Source organism: Pseudomonas sp. BBP2017 (assembly GCF_003024385.1).
Lineage (GTDB): Bacteria > Pseudomonadota > Gammaproteobacteria > Pseudomonadales > Pseudomonadaceae > Aquipseudomonas.
In genome coordinates, this window is record NZ_PVZN01000019.1 from 34428 (window position 1) to 47200 (window position 12773).

18 protein-coding genes are annotated in these 12773 nt (G+C 59.8%); 8 read left to right on the forward strand and 10 right to left on the reverse strand.

Annotated elements, in window-relative coordinates; all coding sequences use genetic code 11:
* Positions 1 to 13: 13 nt before the first annotated feature.
* Positions 14 to 793, reverse strand: a complete 780-nt coding sequence (locus C6382_RS20215; protein WP_107026114.1) for a class I SAM-dependent methyltransferase — start codon at positions 791 to 793, stop codon at positions 14 to 16.
* A 414-nt stretch (positions 794 to 1207) separates the two neighbouring features.
* On the opposite strand from C6382_RS20215, the gene C6382_RS20225 reads away from it, so the two are divergent.
* Positions 1208 to 1510 carry a DUF3077 domain-containing protein gene (locus C6382_RS20225; RefSeq protein WP_107026116.1) on the forward strand — a complete coding sequence of 101 codons (303 nt, stop codon included), beginning with the start codon at positions 1208 to 1210 and terminating at the stop codon, positions 1508 to 1510.
* A 451-nt stretch (positions 1511 to 1961) separates the two neighbouring features.
* Here C6382_RS20225 and C6382_RS24430 read toward each other — a convergent pair whose 3' ends face one another.
* A complete protein-coding gene (locus C6382_RS24430; protein ID WP_256589157.1) occupies positions 1962 to 2339 on the reverse strand; it encodes a DUF4225 domain-containing protein in 378 nt (125 codons plus the stop codon).
* Complete coding sequence (locus C6382_RS24435; protein WP_256589158.1) at positions 2336 to 2656, reverse strand: hypothetical protein; 321 nt, start codon at positions 2654 to 2656, stop codon at positions 2336 to 2338. The genes C6382_RS24430 and C6382_RS24435 overlap by 4 nt, the downstream gene beginning before the upstream one ends.
* Before the next feature lie 634 nt (positions 2657 to 3290).
* Here C6382_RS24435 and C6382_RS20235 point away from each other — a divergent pair.
* Positions 3291 to 3593 (forward strand): DUF3077 domain-containing protein, encoded by a 303-nt coding sequence (locus C6382_RS20235; RefSeq protein ID WP_107026117.1) that lies wholly within the window; start codon positions 3291 to 3293, stop codon positions 3591 to 3593.
* A gap of 68 nt (positions 3594 to 3661) precedes the next feature.
* Here C6382_RS20235 and C6382_RS20240 read toward each other — a convergent pair whose 3' ends face one another.
* Positions 3662 to 3925: an accessory factor UbiK family protein gene (locus tag C6382_RS20240; protein ID WP_107026118.1), complete on the reverse strand. Its 264-nt coding sequence runs from the start codon at positions 3923 to 3925 to the stop codon at positions 3662 to 3664.
* 331 nt (positions 3926 to 4256) lie between these two features.
* Between C6382_RS20240 and glnK the strand changes: the two genes are divergently transcribed.
* The 3 genes from glnK (at position 4257) to sutA (ending at position 6768) form a co-directional block, all read left to right on the forward strand.
* A complete protein-coding gene (gene glnK, locus C6382_RS20245; RefSeq protein WP_002555808.1) occupies positions 4257 to 4595 on the forward strand; it encodes a P-II family nitrogen regulator in 339 nt (112 codons plus the stop codon).
* 40 nt (positions 4596 to 4635) lie between these two features.
* Entirely contained in the window at positions 4636 to 5967 is a 1332-nt protein-coding gene (locus C6382_RS20250; RefSeq protein ID WP_107026119.1) for an ammonium transporter, read from the forward strand.
* Positions 5968 to 6441: 474 nt separating this feature from the next.
* The gene (gene sutA / locus C6382_RS20255; protein ID WP_038615813.1) at positions 6442 to 6768 is read left to right on the forward strand and encodes a transcriptional regulator SutA; all 327 of its coding nucleotides are present in this window, start codon (positions 6442 to 6444) and stop codon (positions 6766 to 6768) included.
* A 134-nt stretch (positions 6769 to 6902) separates the two neighbouring features.
* Here sutA and C6382_RS20260 read toward each other — a convergent pair whose 3' ends face one another.
* The 6 genes from C6382_RS20260 to C6382_RS20285 are packed head-to-tail and all read right to left on the reverse strand — an operon-like array spanning position 6903 to position 11474.
* A complete protein-coding gene (locus C6382_RS20260) occupies positions 6903 to 7598 on the reverse strand; it encodes an HAD family hydrolase (RefSeq protein WP_107026120.1) in 696 nt (231 codons plus the stop codon).
* The gene (gene xerC, locus C6382_RS20265; protein ID WP_107026121.1) at positions 7595 to 8494 is read right to left on the reverse strand and encodes a tyrosine recombinase XerC; all 900 of its coding nucleotides are present in this window, start codon (positions 8492 to 8494) and stop codon (positions 7595 to 7597) included. Before xerC ends, C6382_RS20260 begins: the two co-directional genes overlap by 4 nt.
* On the reverse strand, positions 8494 to 9231 hold the full coding sequence (locus tag C6382_RS20270) for a DUF484 family protein (protein ID WP_107026122.1): 738 nt from the start codon (positions 9229 to 9231) through the stop codon (positions 8494 to 8496). The genes xerC and C6382_RS20270 overlap by 1 nt, the downstream gene beginning before the upstream one ends.
* A 13-nt stretch (positions 9232 to 9244) precedes the next feature.
* Positions 9245 to 10075: a diaminopimelate epimerase gene (gene dapF / locus C6382_RS20275; protein ID WP_107026123.1), complete on the reverse strand. Its 831-nt coding sequence runs from the start codon at positions 10073 to 10075 to the stop codon at positions 9245 to 9247.
* Between the two features lie 4 nt (positions 10076 to 10079).
* The gene (gene lysA / locus C6382_RS20280) at positions 10080 to 11327 is read right to left on the reverse strand and encodes a diaminopimelate decarboxylase (RefSeq protein ID WP_107026124.1); all 1248 of its coding nucleotides are present in this window, start codon (positions 11325 to 11327) and stop codon (positions 10080 to 10082) included.
* A 9-nt stretch (positions 11328 to 11336) separates the two neighbouring features.
* Positions 11337 to 11474 (reverse strand): lipoprotein, encoded by a 138-nt coding sequence (locus C6382_RS20285; RefSeq protein ID WP_010221125.1) that lies wholly within the window; start codon positions 11472 to 11474, stop codon positions 11337 to 11339.
* 190 nt (positions 11475 to 11664) lie between these two features.
* Between C6382_RS20285 and cyaY the strand changes: the two genes are divergently transcribed.
* From cyaY to rnk, 3 genes are all read left to right on the forward strand, one after another.
* Positions 11665 to 11997 carry an iron donor protein CyaY gene (gene cyaY / locus C6382_RS20290; RefSeq protein WP_107026125.1) on the forward strand — a complete coding sequence of 111 codons (333 nt, stop codon included), beginning with the start codon at positions 11665 to 11667 and terminating at the stop codon, positions 11995 to 11997.
* A 1-nt stretch (position 11998) separates the two neighbouring features.
* Positions 11999 to 12220, forward strand: a complete 222-nt coding sequence (locus C6382_RS20295) for a DUF1289 domain-containing protein (RefSeq protein WP_107026126.1) — start codon at positions 11999 to 12001, stop codon at positions 12218 to 12220.
* A gap of 133 nt (positions 12221 to 12353) precedes the next feature.
* On the forward strand, positions 12354 to 12773 hold the full coding sequence (gene rnk / locus C6382_RS20300; RefSeq protein WP_107026127.1) for a nucleoside diphosphate kinase regulator: 420 nt from the start codon (positions 12354 to 12356) through the stop codon (positions 12771 to 12773).

Here is a 12773-nt window from a genome sequence, read left to right on the forward strand (position 1 = left end):
TCACAGGGCGGGTTTATGCAAAGCTAATGTTTGCACGCTGCTGTCCGCTGATTACTTTCGCGGCGGAAATCAACTGGTACGGAATCTCCACGAATGGGATGTCAGAGTTGGTCAGTGCCATATCGACGAGCTGTACCATGACCGAGTTCTTGCGCACCAGGATCACATCGGACCAATCGGTGTTGGTCATGGCGAGCGGAATGAAGTCGCTGCGCTTGAGAAAGCTGCTCAGCGCTTCGAGTACGCCAAGGTTCTGCTTGGTGCCGTTCAGGCTGTGGCAGCAGTCGTTGAGCAGGATGAAACCGTCATCGGCCACCAGATCCTGGTAGTACATCATGTCACGCAGGATGTATTCGTACTGGTGGTTGGCATCGATGTAAACCAGGTCGAACTTGTCGATGCCGGTTTTCGGTTTGATCTGTTCGATGGCGCCGATGGTGTCGGCGCGGATCGTGGTGACGTTATCCTTGTCGACAAACCTGCTCAGGCATTCCTGGTAGAGGCGATCCCAGGTCGCCGGATCGTGCATCGGGCCGCCGTAGTAGTAAGCATAAGCGTCGACCGGCTCAAGCCATGCCGGCAGCGGATCGAACGGACTGTATTGGTCGTTGGCAACTGGGCTCCAGCTGTCGATCAGCACCATTTTTTCCGGCGTCAGCGCGTTGTACAGCTTGAGCGCGTTTTCTCCCCGTAGAACACCGAGTTCAGCGATTACAGGCTGCTTATCGCACGCTTGGAAAACGGCGTTAAGCACGTGATAGAAGATCTCTCGATGGGTGATGCAGACTTTCATGGGGGTACCTGCTTTCCTGGAGGGGGAGGCCGCAGCGCTCAAGTCTATGGTTATCGGCAGCGAGGGGGCTTTCCTTAAGGTGCAGGGGCTTGGTCAGGTTGTAGCTGTTTTCTGTCAGACGCTTCTGATTCATACTCCCGGCGCCGCTGCTCTGTTGCGCCTGTCCAGGTGCATGCCTACCCTACGAGGGTCGTTGCCAATTCAACGACCGGATTTAGCAGTCCAGGGCATAAGCAGAGCTCCATTTCCCTGATACAGGTTTTCCCCCGCCTGTATTTCTGGTCAATGGCGGCTGTGCGTGGGGCACCTTCGGGTGCGCCGGTTCCTATGCCCGGTCTGCTAACCCGCGTACAGCTGCCACCCTATTCGTTTAGCAGCGAACGGCGGTCGCTCCACCTGCATAGGAATTACCCGATGAAAAAGCCCGTTCCTGATCCACCCGACCTGCCCTTTGTGCACACCATCGGAAGACCTGTCGCCAGCTGTCCCGAGCATCCGCCGTTGTTCAATGTGCGTTCGGGTGTCAGCGCCGAGGACGCGCTGGTGCACGCCTCGCTCTATCTCAAGTGCGCCAGCGTCAATATTGAAGAGGCGGCGCAGTACACCGCAGAGCCGGGTAAAAGCCATGTCTGGTCGACCCAGCATTCTGTAGAGCTGGCGCGGGCCTTGATCGATTCGTTGATCGACGGGATTGAGCTACAGCGTCTGCCTCGGTAGGCGCGGGCTTGCCCCGCGATTACGGTCGTTCAGACACATCGCTTCGCGGGGCAAGTCGGGTCGCCGCACCGCCGCTTCTACCGGTTGTAGTGGTTTTCTGTCAGACGTTTCTGATTCATGCTTCCGACGCCGCTGCTCTGTTGCGCCCGTTCAGGTGCATGTCTACCCTGCGTCTGTCGTTGCTTAGCAGCCCAGGCGCGTGTGCTTAATGGTTTATATTCATGAATTTAGAAAATGTCCGCTATTATGTTGCTTTAACTTGTGTCGTTTTCGGCCCTTCTATTTTATACACGGGACTGATTACATGGCCAATAAGGGCCGTGTATAACTTTGAAGGTAGGCAGCTACAAGCTCTTTATGCGGTAACATATATAATAATTGTTGTGCTGGGGTTTATTTTTTATAGAAAAAGGCTGCGCGGCGTAATTTGATCGGAATTTTGCGTTGTATATTATTTTTGCGATTCTACTTGCGTCATTGATTTTATGGAGTAGTAATCGATCAGTGCCTCGAAAGCTAGGGTTACTTTGCCAGCTTGCTGATAAGATCTTTTGTAGTTAATTGGATCTTTTAAAAGTAATTCAAATGACTCGGGTGTGCGTACTTTTTTTGTCATGCCTAGAACCGATAAAAACAAGTCTGCTGAGTAGTACGCCATATCCCCGTCAGAAGTGTCGCTGAAGACATGTCGATAAGCATACCTTGTTGGGCCAATCACACCCGGCGCATCGGGGCCATTATATATATTGCCCACGCCTTCATAAATATTATTGACTCCATGTGCGACTAGCAGGCCGCCGATTGGCGCGCCGGCTACGGTCGCGGTCATGGCAGCACCCGCTTCAATTTGCAAGGCTCCCCCAGAGTGCCTACCGCATTCTGGGCATAAAAAGACGCTTTTTCAGACAGTTCGAAGTATTCCTGTGTTATTTCCTGTATTCCTTGCCATGCGCTTATTACACCGTCTTCAACTGCCCTGACAATGTCATCTGCGTAAGAGGCGACAAGGGAATTGAACTGGAGCTGGATCATGCCGTCATTAAAGTGCATGGCTCCGAGTGTGCAACTGAATGATATTAAGTCACTGGCGGATTTGGCTACATCATGAATGTCACATGATTCTTCATCCATTTTGGTTTTCTCCATGTGTTAAATCCGCTTGTGTTTGCATGATGATGCATTCAAATGCGGTTCTGTTCAATGTTGCAGTGGCGGGTGATTGAATAATCAGAAGCTTCCTGCAACTTCAGCTTGTAGCTGGTGTTGGTATTAAACGTTCAGTTTGTCGGTTTGTTCTTTCGGACTTTGTCGTTGAACATGGCGGACTTTAACGCTGACTGCGAGTGCAGGCACTCTTACTTGGGTGCGGAGGGTGACGGAGGGGCAGGCATACTTCGCGATTGCGGTCATTCAGGCACATCGTATCGCGGGGCAAGTCGGGTCGCCGCACCGCCGCTCCTACCGGTTGTAGTGGTTTTCTGTCAGACGCTTCTGAATCATACTCCCGGCGCCGCTGCTCTGTTGCGCCTGTCCAGGTGCATGCCTACCCTGTGAGGGTCGTTGCCAATTCAACGACCGGATGTCGCAGTCCGGGGCATAAGCAGAGCTCCATTTCCCTGATACAGGTTTTCCCCGCCTGTATTTCTGGTCAATGGCGGCTGTGCGTGGGGCACCTTCGGGTGCGCCGGTTCCTATGCCCGGTCTGCGAACCCGCGTACAGCTGCCACCCATTTCGTTTCGCAGCGAACGGTGGTCGCTCCACCTGCATGGGAGTTGTCCGATGAAAAAGCCCGTTCCTGATCCACCCGATTTGCCCTTTGTGCGCACCATCGAACGACCTGTCGCCAGCTGTCCCGAGCATCCGCCGTTGTTCAATGTGTGTGCGGGTGTCAGTGCCGAGGACGCGCTGGTGCACGCTTCGCTCTATCTCAAGTGCGCCAGCGTCAATATTGAAGAGGCCGTGCGATACACCGCAGAGTCCAGGAAAAGCTTTGTCTGGTCGACCCAGCATTCAGTGGAGTTTGCGCGGGCGTTGATTGATGCGTTGATCGACGGGATAGAGCTACAGCACCTGCCAGGCTGAGGAGGGCCAGGGGCGCTACGCGCCCCATCGCCGGCAAGGCCGGCTCCTACAGGGTGTGTCTAGCTGGCTTATTCCGCCGCAGGCGGGTTCAGGCGTGTTTCCATCTCGGCGACCTTGGCCTCCAGTGCTTCAAGGCGAGCGCGGGTACGGGCCAGGACCACCATCTGGCTGTCGAACTCTTCCCGGCTGACCAGCTCCAGTTTGCTGAAGCCACTTTGTAGCAGGGCTTTGAACTGGCTTTCGAGTTCAGCGCGAGGTTGCGAGGTGTCGCCGCTGAACAGGCGCGAGGCTTGGTCGCTCAGGGCATCGAGAAAAGCTTTGGGCGCGAGCATGTCCGGCTATCCGCTGTATCCAAATGGGGCGCCAGTGTAGCACGCAGCTTTGCTCGCCTTATGCTGCACGCTTTTTGCGCATGGCCCCGAATCGGCGCGCACCGTAATTGTGCAGCGAAACGCTGCTGGCGACTGGCCAATCAGCACAGGCTCGCGCAAGTGCCTGTAATTGGACGATTTAGTGGATCTGGCAAGGTTTCTGCTAAGACCCTTATGACCCATGCACTGATGAAGTCACCGTCAACGACGCGTTACAAAGCCAGGCGCTGCGCTTAGACTTGAGTCGGGTTTGTTTTCCTGGGGCAAGTCCACCAATTCGGGAGAGAGTTTCATGAAGCTAGTCACTGCCATCATCAAGCCGTTCAAGTTGGACGACGTGCGCGAGTCGCTGTCTGAAATCGGCGTGCAGGGTATTACTGTCACTGAAGTCAAAGGCTTCGGTCGGCAGAAGGGCCACACCGAGCTGTATCGCGGTGCTGAGTATGTGGTTGATTTCCTGCCCAAGGTGAAGATCGACGTCGCCATCGACGACAAGGATCTGGACCGGGTCATCGAAGCGATCACCAAGGCCGCCAACACCGGCAAGATCGGTGACGGGAAGATTTTCGTGGTCAATCTGGAGCAGGCGATTCGCATCCGTACCGGCGAAACCGATACCGACGCGATCTAAAAAAGCCTCACCAAACCCCAACGCCCCAGGAGATAACAATATGACTCTGCGTCAATTCGCAGGGCTAGGAGCCCTTTTGCCCCTCGTAATGCCTGGCCTGGCCCAGGCTGAGGAGGCAGCCCCCGTGCTCAACTCCGGCGACACCGCCTGGATGTTGACCGCCACCGCCTTGGTGCTGTTCATGACCATCCCGGGTCTGGCCCTGTTTTACGGCGGTATGGTGCGTTCCAAGAACGTGCTGTCGGTGATGATGCAGTGCTTTGCGATCACCGGCCTGATCAGTGTGCTGTGGGTGGTTTACGGCTATAGCCTGGCGTTCGATACCACCGGTATGGAGCAAGGTGTCGTCAACTTCAATTCCTTCGTGGGTGGCCTGTCCAAAGCCTTCCTGGCTGGCGTGACGCCTGCGAGCCTGACCTCTTCGGCGGCGCTGTTCCCCGAGGCGGTATTCATCACCTTCCAGATGACTTTCGCGATCATCACCCCGGCGCTGATCGTCGGTGCCTTTGCCGAGCGTATGAAGTTCTCGGCGATGCTGATTTTCATGACCATCTGGTTCACCCTGGTCTACGCGCCGATTGCCCACATGGTCTGGAGCGGCAACGGTGGCCTGATGTGGGACTGGGGCGTGCTGGACTTCGCTGGCGGCACCGTGGTGCACATCAACGCCGGTATCGCAGGTCTGGTGGCCTGCCTGGTATTGGGCAAGCGCAAGGGCTTCCCGACCACGCCGATGGCCCCGCACAATCTCGGTTACACGCTGATGGGCGCGGCCATGCTGTGGATCGGCTGGTTCGGTTTCAACGCCGGCTCCGCCGCTGCTGCCAACGGCACTGCCGGCATGGCCATGCTGGTGACCCAGATCGCGACCGCCGCTGCGGCCTTGGGCTGGATGTTCGCCGAATGGCTGACCCACGGTAAACCAAGCGCTCTGGGTATTGCCTCGGGTGTGGTCGCCGGTCTGGTTGCCATCACCCCTGCTGCTGGTACTGTCGGCCCAATGGGCGCCCTGGTAATTGGTCTGGTCGCCGGTGTGATCTGCTACTTCTGCGCCACCAGCCTCAAGCGCAAGCTCGGCTACGACGACTCCCTGGACGCCTTCGGTGTGCACGGTATCGGCGGTATCGTCGGCGCGATCCTCACTGGCGTGTTCGCAGCCCCTGCACTGGGTGGCTTCGGTACCGTCGAAGACATCGGCGCGCAAGTCTGGGTTCAGGCCAAGGGCGTCGGCTTTACCGTGATCTACACCGCGATCGTCACCTACGTCATTCTCAAGGTGCTGGATCTGGTCATGGGCCTGCGGGTTAACGAAGAAGAAGAGTCGGTCGGTCTCGACCTGGCGCAGCACAACGAGCGCGGCTACAACCTGTAACGGCCTCGAAAAATCTTGCCCGGCTTGCCGGGCATTTTTTTGCCTGCAGTTTGTCGGTTTCTGCTATCGCAAACGGTTTCGCAGGGCGCTTTTGCCGTCACTTTTTCGGCTGGCCGCATGTAGGCAGAAAACTTACAGACCAGAGTGATAGTTAGGCACTTTGCTTTTTCTCTGAGCGCGCTAGAATGCGCGCCGAAGGGAGCTGACAAGCTGTCCGCAAACTTCGCTACCCTTTGCTAGGCTTGCCAATGAGCAGGCTGATCACGCCAGGGTAGGCCGACGATTCACTATCGGCAGCTCTTTAATTTCGTCAGGCCCTGCCAAGAGCGGGACCTGCATGGTGGTCGCCAGGTTTGCTGGCGCGCACCCGAGGTGGCGGCAAACCCGCAACCCTTTGAATTTTACCGGTGGCTGTCGATTTACGGCGCTGCTGGTCTATAACTAATCTGCTTTTCGCAAGTCATGAGGTAGAACATGAGCGACGACGATCTGGAAAATGACGACCTCGAAGTAGGCGACGAAGACGAAGGTGATGAAGGCCTCGAAGCGGCAGCCGATGATGTGGCTGACGACAGCGGCGACGATAGTCCGGTACCTGTTGCCAAAGGCAAATCCAAGTCGGCAGCTGTCTCGGTAGACGAGATGCCGAGCATGGAAGCCAAGCAGAAGGAGCGTGATGCCCTGGCCAAGGCTATGGAAGAGTTCCTCTCCCGTGGTGGCAAGGTGCAGGAAGTGGAGGCCAATGTGGTCGCCGATCCGCCCAAGAAGCCGGACAACAAGTACGGTAGCCGCCCTATCTGAGTGGTTTCGTCAGCAAGAAAGCCCGCCGTCGCTGCGGGCTTTTTTGTGCCTGTCTGTTGGAGCGGGCTTGCCCCGCGATGCGATGTGTCTGACAGCTCGCAATCGCGGGGCAAGCCCGCTCCCACCGGGAGGGATCAGCGCCAGCTGTTGAGCAGCTCGGGCAGTTGCGAAAGGCGCCGGATCTCGGCGTCGGGGCGGTTGTCGGCCTCCCAGGTCTTGCCCTGCGGGTTGAACCAGATGGCGCGCAGGCCGGCACGCTGGGCGCCGGCAATGTCGTCGCCGGGATGGTCGCCGATATGCACCGCCGCATGGGCTTCGACCTGACCCTGGCGCAGCGCTTCAAGGAAGGGCTGTGGGTCAGGCTTGCCAATCCCCAGGTCCTCGGCGCACAGGGCGAACTTGAAGTAGTCGGCCAGACCCAGGCGGCGCACATCGGCATTGCCGTTGGTGACCACGCCGAGGGTGTAGCTGTGGCGGAGGATCTCCAGCACCGGCTGGACCTCGGGGAAGATATCGATCTGGTGGCGAGCGTGGAGGAACACCTCGAAGCCTTCGTTGGCTAGCTCTCGGGCTTTGTTCTCGCTGTAGCCGACGTCCTCAAGGGCGTGAAACAGCACGCGGCGGCGCAGGGCGCTGATGCGGTGCTTGAGCCCGGGCTCAGCCTGCACCAGGCGCTCACGGATGGCGTACAGGTGCTCCACGGGTACTGCGCCAAGGTCCGGCGCATTGGCGGCCAGCCAGTCCCGCAAGATGGCTTCGGCGCTAACGATCACGGGGGCGGTGTCCCACAGGGTGTCGTCGAGGTCAAAAGTGATCAGCTTGATACTCATGAATCGCTGCCCTTACTGCGTTTAGCCCGAGGATGGGCGCTGTCATAGACGGCGGCCAGGTGCTGGAAATCAAGGTGAGTGTAGATCTGCGTGGTGGCGATGTCGGCATGGCCGAGCATCTCTTGCACGGCGCGCAGGTCCTGGGATGACTCGAGCAGGTGGCTGGCAAAAGAGTGCCGCAACATGTGCGGGTGCAGGTTCTGGCCCAGCTCGCGTTCGCCGGCAGCCTGTACACGCAACTGGATTGCCCGCGGGCCGAGGCGACGGCCCTGGCGACTGACGAACACTGCGTTGTCCTGTGGTGCGCTGATACCCCGTAATGCGAGCCACTGTTCGAGGGCTTCGCGTGCCTTGCGACCGACCGGCAGCACCCGCGTTTTGCTGCCTTTGCCGTGCACCTGGACCAGGCCTGCGGGCAGGTCGAGCTGCTCGGTATTGAGGCTGGTCAACTCCGACAGGCGCAAGCCAGAGGAATAAAACAGCTCAAGCATGGCCTGGTCGCGGCGGGCGAGAAAGTCGTCTTCCACGGCGCCTTCGAGCAACTGCAAGGCACGGTCGGTGTCGAGGGTTTTCGGCAGGCGCCGTTCACCCTTGGGCGCTGACAGGCCGTTGGCCGGATCATGGCTGCACAGGCCTTCGCGGTTGAGGTAGCGGTAGAACCCGCGCACTGCCGAGAGCAGCCGGGCCAGGCTACGGGACGACTGGCCGTGGTGATGCTGGCGGGCGATAAACTGGCGCAGGTGCTGGATCTGCAGGGCATTCCAGCTGTCGATACCGGACTTGGCACAGAAGGCCAGGACGTTGTCGAGGTCGCGGCGGTAAGCCAGCTGGGTGTGCTCGGACACCTGGCGCTCATTGCGCAGGTGCGCGCAGAAGGCCTGTAGCTGGCGTTCCATCAGCGCACCGGGCGCAGGGTCTGGGTAAAGCGTGGCACTACGCGGCCGAGCACTTCAGCGATGTAGCTGAGGAACAGGGTGCCGACCGTGCTTTTGTAGTGTTGCGGGTCACGGCTGGCGATGGCCAGGACGCCATGCAGGCCCTGATGGTTCAGGGTGGCGACGGCGGTCGAGCCGACCTCTTTGCGCTGGTCTTCACCAAACAGGAAGTCCAGCTCATGGTCGCGCAGATTGCCGCTGACCGTCTTGCCGCTGCACAACAGGCCACCGATGGCTTGCTGGGCGTCGGCGCTATTGACCCAGCGCCCGACTGGCGCGGCGGTTTCACCGAACAGGATCAGGCTGACGAAGGGCACCTTGAACTCCTGGCGCAGGCTGTCTTCGACGGCCATGACCACGGCTTCCAGGCTGTCGGCATCGAGCAGGTCGAGAATCAGCCGGCGGGTCTTGTCGAACAGCCGGTCGTTGTCACGGGCCACGTCCATCAACTGCGAGAGACGGTGGCGCATCTCGATGTTGCGGTCGCGCAGCAGCTTGAGCTGACGCTCCACCAGCGAAACGCTATCGCCGCGCTGATGGGGAATGTGCAGCTCGCTGAGCAACTCGTCGTGTTCGGCGAAGAACGTCGGGTTGTCACGTAGAAAGGCAACCACGGCCTCAGCCCCGAAGGCGGGCGTCGAGCCCTCGGCGCTAAGGTCGGTGGGCTGTTCGGCGGGAGCCTGGGGCTGATCGTTCATGGTTGGCACTCACTCATAGACGAACCTGTCCTTCAAAGACGCGTACGGCCGGGCCGGTCATCAACACCGGCTGGCCGGGGCCGGCCCACTCGATGGACAGGCGTCCACCGGGGAGATCGATCAGCAGCGGCGAGTCCATCCAGCCCTGGCTGATCGCCGCCACGGCAGCTGCGCAGGCGCCGGTACCGCAGGCCTGGGTTTCCCCGGCGCCACGCTCCCAGACGCGCAATTGCGCGCGATGGCGGTCAATGACCTGGATGAAGCCGACGTTGACCCGCTGCGGGAAGCGCGGATGGTGCTCGATCTGTGGACCCAGTTCATGCACCGGGGCGCTATTGATGTCGTTGACGCGCAACACGGCGTGGGGGTTGCCCATCGACACGGCGGCCAGTTCGACCTGCTGCCCGGCCACGTCCAGAGGGTAGCTCAAGGCCTGGGCCGGGGCGTCGAAGGGAATCTCGGCCGGCACCAGGCGCGGCGGGCCCATATCGACGCAGATCTGTCCGTCGTTGCGCACGTCCAGCTCGATGATGCCGCCCTTGGTTTCAACGCGGATACGCTTTTTCGCGGTCAGGCGCTTGTCCAGCACGAAGCGGGCGAAGCAGCGCGCACCGTTGCCGCACTGCTCGACCTCGGAGCCGTCTGAGTTGAAGATCCGATAGCGGAAATCCACCTCCGGATTGCTCGGTGCTTCGACGATCAGCAACTGGTCGAAGCCGATACCGGTGTGACGATCGCCCCATTGCTTGGCGTGCTTGGGCAGGATGTGCGCATGCTGGCTGACCAGGTCGAGGACCATGAAGTCGTTGCCCAGCCCATGCATTTTGGTAAAACGCAGCAGCATGGGTTTACTCCGGCAGCAGGCTTTCGCCGGCGAACAACTCGGCTACGGTTTCCCGGCGGCGCACTTCGAACGCCTGGTCGCCATCGACCAGGACTTCAGCGCAGCGGCCACGGGTGTTGTAGTTCGAGCTCATGACAAAACCATAGGCGCCCGCCGAGTGAACCGCCAGCAGATCGCCTTCGGCCAGGTTCAGCGTACGCTCCTTGGCCAGGAAATCGCCGGTTTCGCAAATCGGCCCGACCACGTCGTAGGTCCGGCCTTCACCGGCGCGCGGCTGCACGGCGGTGACGTCCATCCAGGCCTGGTACAGGGCTGGGCGAATCAGGTCGTTCATGGCCGCATCGACGATGGCGAAGTCTTTATGTTCGGTGTGCTTGAGGTACTCGACGCGGGTCAGCAGGACACCGGCGTTGGCCACGATGTAGCGGCCTGGTTCGAACACCAGGGCCAGGTCACGCTCGCCGACGCGCTCGCGGATGGCCTTGATGTAGTCACCGGCCAGCGGTGGCTCTTCGTCACGATAACGCACGCCAACGCCGCCACCGAGGTCCAGGTGACGCAGGTGGATACCGCAGTCGCCGAGGCGGTCGATCAGCGCCAGCAAGCGGTCGAGGGCGTCGAGGAAGGGCTCCAGGGTGGTCAGTTGCGAACCGATGTGGCAGTCGACACCGACCACTTCCAGGTTAGGCAGCTGGGCGGCGCGAATGTACACCTCTTCGGCATCGGCGATGGCGATACCGAACTTGTTTTCTTTCAGGCCCGTGGAGATGTACGGGTGGGTGCCGGCATCGACGTCCGGGTTGACCCGCAGCGAAATCGGCGCGCGCAGGCCCATCTCGGCGGCAACCACTTGCAGGCGCTCCAGCTCGTCGGTGGACTCGACATTGAAGCAGTGCACGCCGACTTCCAGGGCGCGACGCATGTCTTCACGGGTCTTGCCGACACCGGAGAAAACCACGCGATCGGCGCGGCCACCGGCGGCCAGGACACGCTCCAGCTCACCGCCGGAAACGATGTCGAAGCCTGCGCCCAGACGGGCCAGCAGGTTCAGCACACCGAGGTTGGAGTTGGCTTTGACGGCAAAGCACACCAGGTGCGAAACACCCTGCAAAGCGTCGGCATAGCTACGGTACTGGGCCTCGATGTGGGCGCGCGAGTAGACGTAGGTTGGTGTACCGAATTTTTCGGCGATGGCCGACAGGGCCACGCCTTCCGCGAACAGTTGCCCGTCGCGGTAGTTGAAAGCGTCCATGGGGTACCCTTACTGGTGCTTGTGCGATTGCGACTTTTGACCGTCTTTGCTGTCGTCTGGCAGGTACAGCGGGCCCTTCTGGCCGCAGGCGGAAACAAGGCAGGCAACCGCGACGAGCGCCGCGAGGGTGGAGATCAGGCGCTTCATGGCGTAATCCTTTGTAATAAGCAGTATTGCGCCCGAGTATACCGAGCACCTGCCGCCTTGCCTATGCGGGCGGCCCGCCGTCGGGCGGGGGCTGTCGGGGTAGGCGGCGGGCGTTATCCTTTGCATTCGGCGCGCCGCGCTCGTATCTTGCCCGGCTTGCGTGTGTGCAGACATTTTTGAGGTTCTTGCAATGAGTTTGACCGAAGCGCGTTTTCACGACCTGGTCGACGCGACCCAACAGGCCCTGGAAGACCTGTTCGACGAAACGGACCTGGATCTGGATATGGAGAACTCGGCAGGCGTCCTGACCATCAAGTTCGACAACGGCAGCCAACTGATTTTCAGCCGCCAGGAGCCGCTGCGTCAGCTGTGGCTGGCCGACAAGTCCGGTGGCTTCCACTTCGACTTTGATGAAACGAGCGGCAAGTGGACCTGCGAAAAGACCGAGGAGCTGCTCGGTGAGATGCTCGAGCGCATCGTCTGGGAGCGCGTGGGCGAGAAGCTCGATTTCGAAGAGATCTGAAATGAGCGATGCGCCAAAGCCGGCCAAGCCGCTCTTCAGCAATGTCAGCCCGGCGGTGCCGTCGCCTTGCATCAGTACCTGCCGGCTGGATGAGCACAAGGTTTGCATTGGCTGTTTTCGCCATGTCGAAGACATTCGCCAGTGGCGCTCGGCCGATGACCAGCGTCGTCGGCAGATCTGCCAGGAGGCTCAGGCGCGTCGGCAATTGGCAGGGTCGGCTTAAACCCTTCAGCTATTGTGTATTTACTTGGCTGTGGTAGTGTCGATCGTGCTTCGGCTGTGCCGAATTCCTGCAAACCCCGCCCTTGGGCGGGGTTTTGCTTTATATCGTTCAAAAAAAGGAGTCTGACTGGATCATGAGCACCAAGCCTTCCATTATCGTCACCCGATTGGACGTTCAGCGTCTCGAGCGTCTGATCGACAGCCTCGATGAGAAGACGCAGGATTCTCCGGGTGTGCTCGCCCTGCAGGACGAGCTGGACCGCGCCGAGCAGGTCGGTCACGAGGAAGTTCCGGCCGGTGTCGTGACCATGAACTCCCGGGTTCATTGCCGCGAAGAAGCCAGCGGCAAGGACTACCATCTGACCTTGGTCTACCCGAAAGACGCCAACGCCGACGAGGGCAAGATCTCGATCCTCGCGCCGATCGGCAGCGCACTGCTGGGCCTGTCGGTGGGCGAGCAGATTGACTGGCCGGCACCAGGCGGCAAGACCCTCAAGCTCAAACTGCTGGAAGTCGAGTACCAGCCGGAAGCCGCTGGCGACTTCGACCTCTGA